The following is a 17,353-nucleotide window of genomic DNA, read 5'->3' on the forward strand; positions in this document are numbered from 1 at the left end:
TAAACTCCTATTTTAGCTGACGTTAATTATTGAAAATTTTATTCGTTATCTGTAGGTAAACCGACAAACCCTTTAAATTTGAACCAGAGCGATCGCAATTTCCAAAACTTACTGGTCTTCATGGCCGCAATTTCTACATTAATTACCTTCAACTTAGCCTTAGCTTCGTTCAGTTGGTTCTGAATCTGCTGTAATTGATTTTGCTGAAAATGCTGAATTTTTTCCTGTGACTGTGCCAATTGTGATTGAGTATGCTGAAGTTCTGAGTGTATTTGGGTTAATTGTGATTGAGTTTGTTCATTTTCTGAGTTTGATTGATTTAATTGTGACTGAGTATCTTGAAGGTCTAAGTTTGATTGATTTAATTGTGACTGAGTATGTTGAAGGTCTGAGTGGGCTTGGATTAATTGTGATTTAGTCTGCTGGAGGTCTGTGACAGTTGCACTGACCTGAGAGCGCAAGGAAGCTATCTCTTGACCCTGTTGCTCAATAATCTTCAGAAGTTCAGCACGCCTAGTCTCGATAGTTTGATACTGAACTTGGATGTTTTGATACTGAAATTTGAGTTTATTAAAGTCAGAGGATTTGTCCAGTAATGCCTGAACCATTCGCCCAGATTGACTCTTGAGCAGATAGTAACTAATTTGCTCATCAGTATAGGGAACAAAAGGCTGCCGACTAGCTACGAAAAACATATCATAGTCGAACAACTGTTGTTCAAATTGCAGAAACTCAAAACCGAGGTTCTTAAAGAATTGCGACACCCCTCGCCGACTCAAAAGATGGATATGCTCAATAGGTTGCATTAGCTTTAAAAAATGATCCTTTTGAGCAACCATCTCTGAATAGGTTTTACCCTCTTCATAATTTGGCATCTGGACAATGAAAATACCATCTTCCTTGAGAAGAGATGCTCCATGGCTGATGGTAGCCACTGGATCAGGTAGATGCTCCATGACATCGTAGAGTACGATAGCATCAAAAGATTCTGGTTCTAGCTGCTGATCCTCGAGCGGTCCTGACAAAATGGGCATATTGAATGTCTGTTGGGCAAATTCCACAACCCAAGGGCTAAGCTCCAGACCCATAGCCTCAAAACCTGCCCAGCCCATCATTGCCACAAAGCCACCATGAGCACAACCTAACTCAAGCACTTTGGCTGGCGGTAGTTTATAAGCCATCAGAGTACGCAGCCAGTAGAGGCATCGCTCTGGTAAGTCTTGACGGGCTCGTTGACGAATATCAGGAAAACCATAATGCTCGGTCTGATAAGACAACCAGTACTCTTTACCGTAGAAGTCATGGTTATCATCCTTTATACGGAGCTGCTCAGCCCTCAAACCAGTTTTTGACACTAGAGTGCCACATTGAGAGCACGCCAAGTAGTCGGGGGAAAATTCAGTTAGCTCAGTATTTCCACACCAACAGATATGTCTTAACGTTTGTGTCATCTTGTTGTTGTAGGGAGGTGTTGATAAATTAGCTCGAACTTACGTCTGATCACAAGTCCGGATTGAAAAGCCTTTTTTTAATTAAGTCCCCAGAGAGGGAATAAAAATAAAGGGTCTTAAGAATTAAGACTTGGAAAACTAGGCAGTTATCTACAACAGGTTAATATTCTGTAGTACCGTCAAACCTATCAACGCTAATCCCCCACTACCCATGACAATTCTGACCCTGCGGAGAACCTGAGGCTTCATATAGCCAAGATAGCCCACCATACCTAACATTAGTGCAATGGACAACAAACTACCGCCAAGAGAAAAGAATAGATTTCCTTGGACAGGAGAAACGAATGAGGTTAGTTTTACTAGAGTCCTATCAGCATACATAGCGGTAGATAGCAGTAGTAAGTTGATCCCTAAAATTAGACTAACTACTGGAACTAACAGAGGTTTTAGTCGAAACCAGCCTACCCGCAGTTTCCAGAATTTACTGGACTCCATTGCCGCTAGAGTTGACCCCGCTTCTTGAAGTGCCCGCTGTTTTTGTTGAAGTTGAGCCTCTGCGTACATCAATTGCTGTTCGAGATCTCCTGACGGAAGCTGAGTTGGCTGAACTTGAATTGGGGACGGACTTTGGGGTAGCTGTTCTTGGATTTGAGCCTGTAACTTCCTGAATTCTCCCCAAAGGGGGGAACCTAGACCAGTACCATCATTTTTGATGGTCTTGGCAGTTTCGACCAGAACCTCTACCACGGTATCGGCCATCTTTGACCAGGAAAATTTCTTCGCGTGTTCAAACCCATCAGCAATCAACGGGTTACGAACCTCTGGGTTTTGAACTTTGTAGAGCGCATCAATCAGCTCGTAAACATTAGATTGATCCACATACAATGCTGCTTCCCCAGCTGCTTCAGGAAGAGAGGAGTGACGACAGGTAATTACAGGGCAACCACAAACCATTGCTTCGGTAACTGGTAATCCGAACCCTTCGTACAGAGAGGGGACAACCAGAGCGATCGCACCAGAATACGCTACTTTTAATTCTTCATCACTCAGGGGCAGAACCATCGTTGTTATCCCTTCTGCCAGGGCAGCTAGCTCAGGTTCTAACTCAGGTCTACCACCGACACAAATTACCCCAAACTCTTCCTTATCCACCAGCTTAGATAATGCTCTGAACAGAAAGATAGCGTTTTTATAGCCATTAACACCAGTTCTTTCTCCTACTAAGAGTAAGTAAGGTTTGGTCACCTTGAATTTAGTCTTAAAGTCATTGATATCATCGTCGCTTGCCGGGGAAAAAACCTTTTTGACCCCACAGTGAGCTACCGTTACCTTGGACGGGGAAATATGGGGGAAAAACTTAATCAGATCTCGAGCCGTATTTTCAGAGATCGTAATATAACGTGAAGCGTGTAAGATACCGTAATGCTTTTCTTTCCAACCTGCTTCGTTAAGATTGGCACCAATCACCTCTGGAATCATGTCATAAGCCATAAATACAGAAGGAGTAGATAGGGGTGCGGTATAGTAGCTGGAAATGAATAGATCAGCCCCCTTTTCATCACAGATTTCCTGCAACAAGTCAGCATCTGCTCCCGTTTTGTTGTAATCGTAAGCTCGAATAGGGCGATAGCGAATTCCAGGAATCCTCGGAGCCGTTCCAGCCCGGTCTAAAACAATCACATGGTCAGCAAAGCCATTAGTTGCCCATTCCTCTAGCAAAGACTTCCAGACTTGGGAAATCCCAGAGTTAGGAAAAAATTGGAAAAATACCCCATCAACCACAATTTGGGGGAATGGTATTTCAATCTTCATAGTTTGTTGCTGAAATTCTTCCAGTTGCAAAAACTGCCATTTTTCGCCGTCAGGCTCCTTCTGAGCAATCGGCACTATACCACAGATATCCGCCGGTTCAACCAGGGTTTCATCCTCAACCCAAGATAAATGTTGACGCAGAAAAACCGGAAATTCAGACTGCTGCTGTAGTGTCTGCCACTCGGCCAGAGCATTCTGGTAGCCGTAGTAGCTTTCCTTAAACTGCAACTGTTCCGGTGTTACATAAGCAAAATGTTGAAAGACCAGTCCCTGCGCTTCGGTTTCTCGATGTAGGAATGGATTGATGCTTGCTACATCTTGCCCATGATTAGCTGACTGATTTGACTGATTAGTTGACGACGGTTGGACTAGCCTTGGGGGTTCGTGGGTTGCCCAGACAGCTCCCGGTTGAAACCTCCACACACGCAACCATTCCTGTTTGGGGTTTTGTGTATAGCAATTGCGACTGCTAACAATTAAATTTTTTCCAACGAAATACCAACACCAGAAGAAAGCAGCCGTCTTGTCAGGTTGGTCGATGAACATCTGTCGGGCTTTACAGATTTGCTCAGTTGTCCACAACTCATCCACATCTACCTGCCACAACAGACACTCTTGTTGGATATTCTCAAGGGGAGCATTCACCATTTCTCGCTTGCCCTCCCAGAAAACCCCATCAGGTTTGCGATAGACGGTGATCTGGTCAGGGTAGCGTTCCATCAGTTGGTCGAGATACTCTGTGGTGCCATCAATACTACGACCATTATGGTGAATTTCATCACTGACATACCCACCCGTAGCTAAACTCCAGGCAGTATCATGCTTCAATTTCGCTACACCTTCAATAATGTGCCAATGCCATCGGAATGGCAGTTTACTAAAGACGTCAATATGATAGCGAATGAAGGGTTCACCATTGATAACAATCGTAAAAAAATTGATGGGAAGAGGGGTTGAGGCTTCACCTGACTTTTCAGCTGAATGAGGGCTATCCGCTTTAGCAAAAATGGAGTAACCATTGCGCACAGAAGCATTTTGCTCAATCAGTTTATAGTTTTTATCTCTTAATAACCGATGGTGATTACTATAATTTTTGTAGGTACAAATATTATCAAGTAGGATAAATTTTGATCCGTAAACCTGATCCAATTCAACCTGAGCCGTGAACTTGGAGCCGTCGATTAAGACTAGATCAAAATCCTCGATCTGGTTTTCTTGCTTAATCGTTTCAATCCCATCTCCAGAGGTTCCCATTTCCCTAACATAATCGATATCTTGACGAAGCAAACCTAAGACTTGTTCAAGAGGGTAATTATTTAGAGGGCTACGATGGGAATGATAAAATTTCCTAACCTCATATTCCCTAGGAAACTGCTCTAGGGAAATTGATGAAATATTGTAGCACTTGACAAAAGAGTCCTGCCGATAGCGTTCCTTTAACTCAGCAAAACGAGGTTGTGAAACCTCCATACAGAATAACACTGGATTAGACGGGTTTTCCCGGAGTCCCTTCACAAACGCTTCGGTGCTTCCCGCACCGGATGAAGACCTGATTTCTAGAACCGTCTTGATATCTTCTTCCCGAGCTATCCTCTGAATCGCTTTATAAAAATCATCGTCTTTAATCTCAGGAGCAATCACATAATCTAGTTCTGATTTTGACCTATTACTTGGCATATGACACAGCTCCTCACACAAACCTGAAAAAAACTTGGCAATAACTTTGGCAAGAGATAACCTCTAACCTGTTAGTCTTTCTAACCTGTTAGTCTAATCTGTTAGTCTAAGGTACTATCCTAATCAGACTTGTTCCAAATTTTTCAAGTTGAGTTTGATATTACCACTTTTTCCATTCTGATTTATTCCGCTTTCCATCTCAGCAATTTTGGCAATCTGAGCAATTTTCGCCCGGGCTTGCTCTAATTCAAGCTTCAGGGCATGGTATTCCGTTTCAATGGCTTGATATTTGTTTTCAAGGGCTTTATAGTTGAAATTTAGTGTATTTCTACCGTTTTCGGCGTTTTGAAGCCATTCTCTGAGGTTAATGATGAATTCCTGATATTTTAGGATTCTTCTGTTCAACCAGTAGGAATCTTTATACATTGGGCATTGGTTCTGAATACTATGGGCTTCAGGTAGAGATTTTCTTAACTGACTAGAAAGTCCCCCTGCATAATAGGATGCGATTGTCCGAGGATAGTAACACAATTTCACAGTCTCATTCTGGATTAGCCTCAGAAACCATTCATAATCCGATGATATTTTGTAGCGTTCATTGAAAAGCCCTATTTTAGAGAAAAACAAGTTAGCTCTGGAGAAGCTGGCTTGGTGAGGCAAACATCCACAGATCAGTTCATCAGCTACGTCTTCAGGCAAGGGAGGTTTCACTAAAATGGTAGACCCAGATTGCTCTCTAACCTCTAGGTCTCCATACAAAAAATCACAGGAGGGATTTGCCAACAGGAAGTTAACGGTATCTTGGATGACCTTTTTATCAAGATAATAGTCATCTGAATTAATAAAAGCAATAAACTCACCAGACGAGTACCTAACTCCCTTATTCATTGCTTCATAGATACCGCCATCAGGTTCGCTAATAAATCGGCTAATCTGATCACTATATTTATGAGCAATCTCCTTAGTTTTGTCTTGGGAGTTGCCATCAATAATAATGTACTCTATATCCTCATAGGTCTGAGAGACGACACTCTTGATCGCTCGCTCTATAAATCGCTCAGCATTTTTACATACAGTTATAATTGAAATCCTCACACGTCCTCCTCGGAATTATCACTATCAGGGTGATAATACTGGTTTTACAGGTTTAACTATAGGGTTTAACTATATTCCAACTGCTCAGATTACCATCTTTCATTTACCTTAAGCTTTTAACGTTTGTTTAAAACTTTTAACTTTTTTTAAGGTTAAACCACTTCGGTAACACTATTCAAGTAACAATCGACTACCTCATTGCTCTCTCCCGCTAACTTTATCCTGCCTTTGTCTAACCAAATCACCCGCTTGCAGGTATGGCGCACAAAGGATAAATCATGGGAGACCACTAAAACAGTGGCATGAGCCTCCCAAAATCTTTCCATGCGTCGCTGGCACTTAATTCTAAAACTTTGATCCCCTACGGATAACACTTCATCTAAAATTAGGATATCTGGCTGTACATCAGTGGCAATGGCAAAGCCTAGCCGCGCTGACATCCCTGAGGATAATCCCTTCACTGGCATTAACTTGTAGTCTTGTAGCTCAGCAAACTCCAAAATCGATGGGGTTCTCTGTTTCATCTCTTGTTTAGAGAAACCTAGCATCACCCCATAGAGTTTGATGTTATCCACTACGGAAAGTTCGGGATCGAATCCAGCTCCTAGTTCAATCATCGGAGCGATTTCACCTCTTATCCATACCTGACCCCCTGTCGGCTGTAAGATTCCACAGATAACTTTAAGTAGGGTTGATTTCCCTGAACCATTCGGTCCAATGATGCCGATTTTTTCCCCAGGTTTTACTGCTAGATCAATATCATCAAGGACTAAATTCCTGGAAGGTTTGCGGTATTTTCCCTCCAAAAATGATATTATAGTTTTTTTGAGGTCATAGGAAAACTCTTCTTGGGTTCTTCGCCACAATGAAACCCGATCGAGTCTAATAACTTCTTCTGTCATCTATAACAAATCCATGAAGTGAGGCTGCCAAACTCGAAAGCAAGTCCAGCCTAAGGATACAATTACTATGGCACTTAGGCATGAGTGTCCAATTAACCCTACATTTGGCAAACCTCCTGACAAAGAAATCTGTCGAATGCTTTCAATAATCGGCAATAAAGGATTTAAAAACAAAAAGGGTCTAACCGCCTCTGGGACAATTGCTGCTGGATAAAATACTGGAGAGCTAATCCAGATCACAAAGCATACTAGTTCATATAAATAAGGTAAATCCCTAAAGAAAACATAGAGAACACTGACGAGAAACCCGATGCCGATACTAACCAAAATTAAGGCGATTAACGGAAGACTCAACGCTAGCAAATTGACTACACTTTTTGAAGTAAGCAACGTGACAATAGCTAGGAGAGGAAAGCTGCCAACAGCTAACTGAAACACATTAGCAGCAATGGTTGAAACCGGAAAGACACTTATTGGTAAACGAACTTTATTCAACAGGGCACCATTGCCAACTACACTGACTAATGCTTGGTTGGTTGAAGCGGAGAAAAAGTTAGTCACAAGCAACCCAGTAAAAGCAGCCAGAATATAGTTAATGGTTGAGTTGTCATAATAGGAGGCAAAGGTAGCACCGAAAATTGCTGTATATAGTCCTGTCATAATCAAAGGATTTAACAAAGACCAATATACTCCCAGAAGCGATCCTCGATAACGTCCCTTCAGATTTCGCTCTGTTAATATATACAGCAACTCCCAATAGCGCTGGAATTGCCACCGTGCGGTGTTAGCCTTGAGGGATAAGGTCATAATTTATACACCGAAGATATAGAACCGAAGATATAGAACCGAATATATATATAGGGATTCAAGTTAGCCTCCCCACTGGTTCTTAGATGCGCATTTTTAGAACCATAACATATACTGCGAATAAATTCGCCCTGTCGTGTTCCCACCCCGCACTTTTGGTTACGGCGCGTTCGCTTCCGGAGCGCACCCGTTCTGTTTCGGTTTGTATATTATTATCATAGTTTAGGGAAATTTGTCGAGTAGGAACTTGGTATAATCCCTTGAGAAGTAAGTATCTGACTTGATTATATGTCTCTGACTAGTGCTGACGAACTAGAGCCAAGTCCCTTACTTTCTTGGCAACTAGGGCAAAGTAACTTGTTAGATTGGCGACCTGTTATCGAAACTAACCCCTCCCTCTGGAGAGAAGCCAAGCAACGGTCTCACCAGGGACCTCAGGTGCTAATGGCAACTACCGTAGGGGGATTAGCGCCACTGTCACTACCAGAAAGTCTACTAGCAGTAGCCCTTACCCTCAGAGGAGCAGAGGTTCATACTCTCCTGTGTGACCATTCTCTGCCTGCCTGCCTCAATCTTCAAAAACTGGATACACCTCAAGAAAGGATTGAAAACTATGATTTAGAAACGATCAAGTGCCAAAACTGTTTCGCAACCGGTCGTTATCTGTATCAACCGTTGCAGTTGACGAACCATGTCTTTAGTGAACTGCTCACTGGGCTTGATAGGCAAGAAGCCAAACAAATTGCAGCACACGTAAGGCTATCAGAGATTGAAAACTATTGCCTGGGCAACTGGAATATAGGTGAACATGCCTATGCTGGGGCGTTGCGCTATTTTACCAGTGGGAATCTAGATAACGAACCCAACAGCGAAATCGTGGTGCGTCGGTATTTTGAAGGGGCTTTGCTGACTGCCTATGCTATCAGTAAGCTACTGTCTAAGTATAATTTTAAGGCTGCTTGCTTCAATCATGGCATCTACTTACCTCATGGCATCATTGGTGAGGTGTGTCGCTCACGCCAAGTGCGGGTGGTTAACTGGGCTATTGCCTATCGTAAGCGTTGCTTTATTTTTAGCCACGGAGACACTTATCATCACACTATGCTCAGTGAGCCTCTCCATGGCTGGGAAACCATGCCTTGGACTGAGGCAATGACAGATGACATCCTACAGTATTTGAAAAGTCGATGGCAGGGCACTCGGGATTGGATTTGGTTTCATGAAAAACCTGATGAAGAATTTAGCCGAAATGCTGAGGAGATGGGGCTTGACCTGAACCAGCCGGTGATTGGGATGCTCACTAATGTAATGTGGGATGCCCAGTTGCACTATCGTGGCTTAGCTTTCCCCAATATGCTAACGTGGGTACTCCAAACGATTGAGTATTTTGCTAAACGTCCTGACTTACAACTGCTGATTCGGATTCATCCGGCAGAGATTCGGGGAACGTTGCCTTCTCGCCAACCTTTGTTGCCAGAAATCAAGAAGGTCTGGTCTCAATTGCCTAAAAATATTTTCATCATTCCTCCAGAAAGTCCTGTGAGTACCTACGCAGCGATGGAGCAGTGCGATTCGGTGATTATTTATGGGACAAAAACTGGAGTAGAGTTGACCAGTGTAGGCATTCCGGTGATCGTTGGTGGTGAAGCTTGGATCCGAGATAAGGGAATTACTATGGATCCCTCTACCGCAGAGGAGTATTTCCAGTGCTTGGATCAGCTACCCCTTGGTGAACGGTTGGATGCCAATGCCCTTAAACGAGCCAGGATGTACGCCTACCATTTCTTTTTCAGACGGATGATTCCCCTACAATTTACCGAACCCATATCTGAAAATCCTTACGTGAAGCTGAATATTACTAGCCTAGAGCAATTACTTCCTGGTGCAGATCCAGGTTTGGATATTATCTGTGATGGAATCTTGTCTGGTTCTCCTTTTATCTATCCAGCGGAACGGTTGGGAATTGATCGCGTCTAGATTGCTGGAACCGGCATCAGGGGTGGAACGGGCATCTTGCCCGTGATCAATTTCCGGCATCAGGGGTGGAACGGGCATCTTGCCCGTGATCAATTTCCGCCATCTGTGGAACGGGCTCTTGCCCGTGATCAATTTCCGGCATCAGGGGTGGAACGGGCATCTTGCCCGTGATCAATTTCCGGCATCAGGGGTGGAACGGGCATCTTGCCCGTGATCAATTTCCGGCATCAGGGGTGGAACGGGCATCTTGCCCGTGATCAATTTCCGGCATCAGGGGTGGAACGGGCATCTTGCCCGTGATCAATTTCCGGACGGACTATCCCAACCAGGCGCGAAGAGGCGGAAAATCAGGGCGAGCCTTTTGGTGGTGCGTTACGGGGCTACTGGCTACGAAGTTGAATATGATGGCAAGGCGCGCCCCTAACGCACCCTACGCACTGCTTCCTGCTCCCTTTGATAATCTAAAAATTTTTAGATTTATCTATCCATAGGGATTTACTATTATAACATAAAAAATGGGATAGTTTGATATCATTATCCCCGAGGGTGACACTATAACGGCCAAATCAGGTTAAGCTCAATAGCTTGGTGATGGCTCCATACAGGTGTGTTCAGGAGTGCCTTATGAACTATATCAAAATTCTGGCTAAGCCTTTTCGTCAAGTCAAAAAGTTTTATCACAGCTCATTGACTCAGTCTCCTATTCAACTAGCTAATCCAGGACTAGCTAATCCAGGACAATTGAGTCGTTTGAAGATATTAAAGTCTTTAGCTAAACCAGTAGTTACCTCTGATAAAACGTGCATGGTCTCGGTGGTGATAGGGAGTTATAACCGTAGACCTTTACTGGAAAAAGCGATTCAAAGTGTTCGAGATAATCAGATTCGCGTTCCCTATGAAATCATTGTGATTGACGGGGGGTCAACGGATGGTTCTTTAGAATGGCTAATTCAGCAGAAAGATATTATTACTATCATCCAACATAACCGAGGGGAATTCCAAGGAAAGCCACTCAAGCGCCGCAGTTGGGGGTATTTTATGAATCTTGGCTTTAAATCAGCTAAAGGGAAATATATTTTGATGATCAGTGATGATTGTCTGCTATTACCAAATGCGGTTAATTTAGGGCTGGATAAGTTTGAAGAGGTGGAAAAAGCTGGCATCAAAATAGGGGGAGTAGCTTTCTATTTTCGGAATTGGCCAGAGGATCAAGAATACTATGTACAACATACCCTTGGTGGCAAGCTGTTTGTTAATCATGGTATGTACTTAAAAGAAGCGCTAGCAGCAGTTGACTGGGCGGATGAAGAGCGATATATCTTTTATAAAGCTGATGGGGATCTCTGTTTAAAGATGTGGGAGCTTAATTATGAGATTGTAGATTGTCCAGGGGCTTATGTTGAACATTATTATGATAGCAATGAAGCGGTTCGCCAGACTAACAATGCTGTTTTAGACCATGACCGAGAGGCTTACTTGCAGCGATGGGAAGGAATTTATTATCATCGATATAAGCGGGATCTCCGGAGACGAGTAACTAGGTTCTATGAGGACAAAACTAGAACAGCAGACCAGTTTATGAACTTAGTTTATTAAGTTGTCGAGGAGTAAATAAATAAATAAATGGCTTCGGTGAAACAGGAAATTAGTCGGTTGGTAAATCGTCTGTTAGCGTCCATGAATTTAAAGTTGCTAAGGCTTTCAGACTACAAACAAATTGTGGAAGCGAGTCCGGACCCAGGACGGGATATATGGCGATGGGTTCGTGAAACCTATTCGATTAAGACGGTGATTGATATTGGAGCAAATAATGGGGATTTTGCAGAATTTTTAGCCTGTTACTTCAATGCTAAACAGACCTATGTATTTGAACCATTGCCATCTTATCTATCAGACTTAGAAGGAAAAGCGGCTAAGATTCCTAATCTAAAAATTTTTAATGTGGCTTTGTCGGATTATGAAGGAGAAGAGTTCTTTTATGAGAATTCATACGGGCCAGCTTCTTCGATGTTACGCATAAGCGAACTATGTAAGAAGGAATTTCCACAGACATCAGGAGAAAGTGAAATTAAAGTAAAGGTTTGCCCCCTGGATGACCTATTACAGTCAGAATTAGAGTCTGATCAATTGGAGAGAGATGTTTTTATAAAAATTGATGTCCAAGGGGTTGAAGATAGGGTGATAAAGGGAGGAAAAAAGCTATTTTCCCTAGGGCGATGTGTTCTGGTAGAAATGTCATTTGTTCCTCTGTATAAGGAACAACCATTATTTGAAGAGGTACATGACTGTTTGGTAGAGTTAGGTTACAGATTTGCGGGAATTAAAAATCAAATTAATTCTATAAAGTCTGGACAGCCATTATTCTGCCATTGTTTGTATGTCCGTTAGGGTTGTGCAAGCTATCAGCTATCAGCTATTAGCTATTAGCTATCAGCTATCAGTTATCAGTTATCAGCTATAAGCTATAAGCTATCAGTTATCAGTTATCAGTTATCAGCTATTAGCTTATGGGTTAGGTCACAGGCTGGAAGCCTGTGCCACAACTGACCACTGACCACTGACCGCTGAATGCTGATAGCTGAATGCTTACGTTAATTTTTAAGAGTGAAGGTGAGGAGTGAAGGAACCATGAAACTTTCTGTTGTTGTTGGTACCTATAATCGATTGAGTCTTCTGAAGCAATGTATTACTAGTATTCTTGAACAAACATCAACCCCTACAAAAATTTATGTAACTGATGCGGGGTCTGATGATGGCACTATTGAGTACTTAAATGCGATCGCATCGGAAAATCCACAGGTGATTCCGGTTTTGGTGGGCGAAAAGCTTGGTCAAGCTAAAGCCTATAATGATGTGTTCAGACTGGTAGATACTCCCTATGTGTGTTGGGTCAGTGATGATAATGTAATCGTTAACCAGGGTCTAGATACGGCGGTAAAAATACTTGAGGAAAAGCCGAAGATCGGGATGGTAGCTCTGAAAGTCAGGGATAAACAAGGCCCCTTCGTGAGTGCCCCTTACATCGGTGGTGTTTCAGTAGTTGGTGTATTAAATGTTAACCAAGGTGTGCTGAGAACTTCAGTATTAAAACAGGTGGGTGGATTCTGTGAAGTATTTCGAGATTATGGCATTGATCCGGATTTGACCACGAAAGTTTTATTTTCAGGGAATGATATCGTTTATACTAAAAAAATTGCTATTCATCATTACCGGAATTGGAGTTCGGATCCTAATTCTCCAGAATATGCCCAAATGATGGAGAGGCAAAAGCAGTATAAAGCCCTTTATGCGGAACGGTACTCAAAGTATGCTAAAGCAGGTTGGTTATGGCAACTGAAAAAGTATCTTTGGGCATTGTTTCGTAAAGGGATCGGGTTTGATCAACACTACAATTCAGACCAACCGATCTTCTGGAATCTCATCCCTCGGGATTGGCACAATATCATGACCAGTCGGTATATTAGTATCACTGATCCGATGACTACTCAAGGTAAAAGTTATCACTTAATTCAACATTGTCCAGGATATCTACGACCGAGATCATTTCAAGTCGAGCCGTTATCCTGATAGCTATCAGCGGTAAGCTATCAGCGGTAAGCTATCAGCTATCAGCGGTAAGCTTAAGCGCTACGCGCACGCTACGCGAACAGTTATCAGCTAATGCACTAAATCACAGGCTAGAAGCCTGTGCCACGCTACTTGAGGTGCTATCAGTTATCAGCTAAAGGCTGACGGCTGACGGCTGACGGCTAAATGCTGAGAAAAAGATAAATACGTATTGAAATCCTAGCTAATTAATGGTAAACCATTGGACAGTGGTGAAAAACCGATAGGAATTTATTGGTTGTAGGAGTGTAAAATGTCCCGAAGACTGACTATTAATGGCTTTGAAATTAATGATGATAGCGATTGCTTTGTAATTGCTGAAATTGGGAATAACCATCAAGGTAGCTTGGAAAAGTGTAAAGAAATGTTCCGGATTGCTAAGGAATGCGGAGCGAATGCGGTAAAGTTACAAAAACGAGACAATCGTACGCTTTACACTAAAGCTGCTTTTGACAGACCTTATGACCATGAAAATAGTTTTGGTTTGACCTACGGTGAGCATCGGGAGTTTCTAGAATTTGGTGCTTACGAATATCAGGAACTGAAAAAGTATGCTGAAGAAGTAGGGATTACGTTTTTCTCTACTGCTTTTGATATTCCGAGTGCGGACTTTTTGGGTGAGTTGGATATGCCAGCCTATAAGATCGCTTCTGGAGACCTTAAGAGCTTGTCCCTAATTAAACATGTTGCCCAATTCCAGAAGCCGATGATCGTTAGCACCGGTGCAGCTACTTTAGAAGATGTGCAACGGGTTTATGATGCGATTATGCCGATTAATCCCCAGTTGTGTATCCTCCAATGTACGGCAAGCTATCCAGCGGACTTTGAAGAACTTGACCTGAAGGTGATCGAGACCTATCGGGAACTGTTCAGTGATATTGTGATTGGTCTATCTAGCCATGATAACGGTATCGCTATGGCAGTGGCGGCTTATGTTCTCGGGGCTCGTGTGATTGAGAAACACTTTACCCTGAACCGGGCGATGAAAGGAACAGACCATGCTTTCTCGTTAGAACCGACAGGGTTGCGCAAGATGGTAAGAGACCTCAGACGCACTCGCCAAGCCTTTGGGGATGGGGTGAAGAAAGTACACCTGAATGAACGTCCTGCTTACTTCAAGATGGGGAAAAAACTGGTGGCTGCGGATAATTTACCTGCAGGACATGTTTTAAAGCCAGAGGATATCGCGATGAAATCCCCAGGGGATGGTTTACCCCCCTATGAATTGGACAATGTGATTGGTAAAGTCTTAACCAAACCCCTAAGGGTGGATGAGTCGATTACGTTGGCTGGGTTGGTGGAAAATGTTGAACAGGTTGCTGTGTAGGGTGTTGTTGGCTTTGTGAACTATTTTGACCTCTCTGGCAAAATCGCTATTGTAACTGGAGTCTTAGGTAAACTTGGACCGGTGTGGAGTCGGGCATTACTGGATGCTGGCGCAACGGTTGTGGGGATAGACCTACCATTGGCTCAGGTGCCAAGCTCCTTTGAGACACTTCAAGGGCATTATCCCAAGACTCGTTTGTGTTTGGAGCGGGGTGATATATGCGATCGCACTTCCATGACTACAATCCGCGATCGCATCCTGACTGACATGGGCATTCCTGCCGTGATTGTCAACAATGCTGGGATTGACCAACCTCCTGGTCCAGTGACAACCTATAGCTTGGACGAGATCCCCCTAGAGATTTGCCGCAAGGTGTTTGAGGTGAATGTCTTGGGAGCATTCCAGGTGACCCAAGTCTTCGGTAGCCCGATGGTGGAAGCTAGACGAGGTTCAATCATTAATATCGGTTCGTTGTATGGGAGCGTATCTCCTGATGCCCGGTTTTATGAGCATCTGGAGTGCGACCCTCCTTTTTTGAAACCCCCTGCCTATGGGGCATCGAAGGCAGCACTGGTGAATTTAACCCGGTACTTTGCTACCCACTGGGGACCCTTTGGTGTCCGGGTTAATGCCCTTTCTCCGGGAGGAGTATTGGGTGGACAGGATGAGGAATTCAAAGGTCAATTTTGCGATCGCGTTCCTCTAGGACGGATGGCCGAGTTTGAGGATTTACTTGGCCCATTAGTGTTTCTGGCATCCGATGCCTCTGCCTATGTCACAGGTATCGAACTCCGAGTCGATGGCGGTTTTACCGTGTGGTAGATTAGACTGGTTCCCTACTCCCTGTTCCCTCAAGGGGGAAAAAATAATGGCACCAGACTATTTACCGAGCCAAGTCTTGAACTGGATTGATGGTCAACAAGTAGCAGCAGTCACAGGAGAATGGTTTGATAAGCTAGACCCCACTAATGGTCAAGTGCTATGTCAGGTGGCTCGCTCAAGAGCAGCAGATATTGAGCAAGCGGTAAGGTCAGCTAAACAGGCTCAACCGGCTTGGGCTGATACTCCCCCGGTACAACGGGGTGCTATCTTACACGAGATTGTCCTGGGGATGAAAGCCCGTCAGGAGGAGATTGCCAAGATAGTAGCAGCAGAAACCGGTAAGTCCTATGGTTCAGCTTATGGAGAAACTGGCGGTGCGATCGCATTAGGATTATTCTACGCTAGTGAAGGACAACGGTTGTATGGTCGCACCACTACCAGCGGTGTGGTTAATAAATATGCCATGACTGTGCGTCAACCTCTGGGAGTCGCTGGATTAATTATTGCGGCCAATACTCCCATTGCTAATGTAGCCTGGAAAATCTTTCCAGCCCTGGTTTGTGGCAATAGCGCGGTATTAAAAGTAGCAGAAGACACTCCCGCCACGGCTTGGATAGTTGGACAAATTGCTCAAGAGGCTGGGTTACCCCCTGGTGTCCTCAATATTATTCAGGGATATGGTGAAGAAGCGGGCGCTCCCTTGGTTGCTCATAATGATGTCGCTGTGGTTAGCTTTACCGGGTCCACAGAAGTAGGACGAATTGTGCAACGGGTAGCTGGGGAACGCTTTGGCAGGGTATCCCTGGAATTGGGGGGTAAGAATCCCTTGGTTGTGTGTGATGATGCGGATTTGAACAATGCCATCAAGTGGACCTTACTCTCAGTGTTCAGTAATGCTGGTCAACGTTGTGCTTCTGCTAGTCGGATTATTGTCTTTGACAGCATTTATGATCAATTCCGTGACCAATTAGTGGAGAAAACTAAGGAATTAAAATTAGGTCCGACTGATCAGGATGACCTTGGTCCAGTGATTAATGAGCAACAGTTGACTAACATGATTGCAGCGGTGAAACAGGCACAGCAAGCAGGAGCAACGGTGTTGGTGGGAGGCGATCGCTTAAAGGACCCTGACCATGCTACTGGTTTCTATATGGCACCGACCCTGCTAGAGAATGTAGACCCCCACGCAGAAATTTCTCAATGTGAATTATTTGGTCCGATTGCTAGTCTCTACCGGGTCAAAGACTTTAAGGAAGCTCTTGCTCTTGCTAACGATTCTCCCTATGGCTTAACTGCTTCGATTCACACTCGCAACATCCACCGTGCAGTACGGTTTTGTGAGAAAGTCCAAACTGGGGTAGCTGTAGTGAATGCCGGTACTTATGGCAGTGAACCCCATATGCCCTTTGGTGGACTCAAGCAATCCGGTAATGGTACCCGTGAACCAGGCACAGAAGCCTTGGATGTCTATTCTGAGTTGAAGGATATCTATATTAATATTGATCCTGAGCAATTTTGATCATTAGGGAGTAGGGAGTAGGGAGTAGGGAGTAGTTGATGTAGGGTGGGCAGTGCTTATCAAAGCTACTACAGGCTTGGAAATTTATATTACGCACTGCCCACCCTACGATTATTTTTATTTACTGTTGGTGGGCAGTGCTTATCAAAGCTACTACAGGCTTGGAAATTTATATTACGCACTGCCCACCCTACGATTATTTTTATTTACTTAGGTATGTTTAAATACTAACGAAAGATTATTAGCTGGCATTTGATAAGTTTTTTCAAGGATGAGATTATGATTACTGGCAACCTCTACAACATCTTCTAAATTACGTACTCCCCATTCTGGGTTTTGTTGTCGTAAATAGGAGTCA

At 43.7% G+C, this 17,353-nt stretch carries 14 protein-coding genes; 7 read left to right on the top strand and 7 right to left on the bottom strand.

Annotated features, from left to right (window positions below; genetic code table 11):
- Nucleotides 1-38: 38 nt before the first annotated feature.
- From F6K49_RS18685 to F6K49_RS18705, 5 genes are all read right to left on the bottom strand, one after another.
- On the bottom strand, nt 39-1,451 hold the full coding sequence (locus F6K49_RS18685) for a methyltransferase domain-containing protein (protein ID WP_293069762.1): 1,413 nt from the start codon (nt 1,449-1,451) through the stop codon (nt 39-41).
- Between the two features lie 150 nt (nt 1,452-1,601).
- Entirely contained in the window at nt 1,602-4,940 is a 3,339-nt protein-coding gene (locus F6K49_RS18690; protein WP_293099019.1) for a glycosyltransferase, read from the bottom strand.
- A 123-nt stretch (nt 4,941-5,063) separates the two neighbouring features.
- The gene (locus F6K49_RS18695; protein WP_293020440.1) at nt 5,064-6,035 is read right to left on the bottom strand and encodes a glycosyltransferase; all 972 of its coding nucleotides are present in this window, start codon (nt 6,033-6,035) and stop codon (nt 5,064-5,066) included.
- Between the two features lie 152 nt (nt 6,036-6,187).
- Entirely contained in the window at nt 6,188-6,937 is a 750-nt protein-coding gene (locus F6K49_RS18700; protein WP_293099022.1) for an ABC transporter ATP-binding protein, read from the bottom strand.
- Nucleotides 6,938-7,744, bottom strand: a complete 807-nt coding sequence (locus F6K49_RS18705) for an ABC transporter permease (RefSeq protein ID WP_293099025.1) — start codon at nt 7,742-7,744, stop codon at nt 6,938-6,940.
- Nucleotides 7,745-8,032: 288 nt separating this feature from the next.
- On the opposite strand from F6K49_RS18705, the gene F6K49_RS18710 reads away from it, so the two are divergent.
- From F6K49_RS18710 to F6K49_RS18740, 7 genes are all read left to right on the top strand, one after another.
- Nucleotides 8,033-9,721, top strand: a complete 1,689-nt coding sequence (locus F6K49_RS18710; RefSeq protein ID WP_293099028.1) for a capsule biosynthesis protein — start codon at nt 8,033-8,035, stop codon at nt 9,719-9,721.
- 624 nt (nt 9,722-10,345) lie between these two features.
- Nucleotides 10,346-11,317 (top strand): glycosyltransferase, encoded by a 972-nt coding sequence (locus F6K49_RS18715; protein ID WP_293099031.1) that lies wholly within the window; start codon nt 10,346-10,348, stop codon nt 11,315-11,317.
- A gap of 27 nt (nt 11,318-11,344) precedes the next feature.
- Entirely contained in the window at nt 11,345-12,109 is a 765-nt protein-coding gene (locus F6K49_RS18720; protein ID WP_293099034.1) for an FkbM family methyltransferase, read from the top strand.
- Between the two features lie 240 nt (nt 12,110-12,349).
- On the top strand, nt 12,350-13,288 hold the full coding sequence (locus F6K49_RS18725) for a glycosyltransferase (protein WP_293082142.1): 939 nt from the start codon (nt 12,350-12,352) through the stop codon (nt 13,286-13,288).
- Between the two features lie 292 nt (nt 13,289-13,580).
- A complete protein-coding gene (locus tag F6K49_RS18730) occupies nt 13,581-14,654 on the top strand; it encodes an N-acetylneuraminate synthase family protein (protein ID WP_293028620.1) in 1,074 nt (357 codons plus the stop codon).
- Nucleotides 14,655-14,669: 15 nt separating this feature from the next.
- Complete coding sequence (locus F6K49_RS18735) at nt 14,670-15,476, top strand: SDR family oxidoreductase (protein ID WP_293028617.1); 807 nt, start codon at nt 14,670-14,672, stop codon at nt 15,474-15,476.
- Nucleotides 15,454-16,995, top strand: coding sequence for an aldehyde dehydrogenase family protein (locus F6K49_RS18740; RefSeq protein WP_293099039.1), 1,542 nt, complete (start codon nt 15,454-15,456; stop codon nt 16,993-16,995). The genes F6K49_RS18735 and F6K49_RS18740 overlap by 23 nt, the downstream gene beginning before the upstream one ends.
- Here the strand turns inward: F6K49_RS18740 and F6K49_RS18745 are convergent.
- Both F6K49_RS18745 and F6K49_RS18750 read right to left on the bottom strand, forming a co-directional pair.
- A complete protein-coding gene (locus tag F6K49_RS18745) occupies nt 16,970-17,092 on the bottom strand; it encodes a hypothetical protein (protein ID WP_293099042.1) in 123 nt (40 codons plus the stop codon). The two genes, F6K49_RS18740 and F6K49_RS18745, sit on opposite strands and share 26 nt — an antisense overlap.
- 113 nt (nt 17,093-17,205) lie before the next feature.
- A partial coding sequence (locus tag F6K49_RS18750) for a DUF938 domain-containing protein (RefSeq protein ID WP_293099045.1) occupies nt 17,206-17,353 on the bottom strand: 148 nt, incomplete at its 5' end.

This window comes from Moorena sp. SIO3I6, assembly GCF_010672095.1.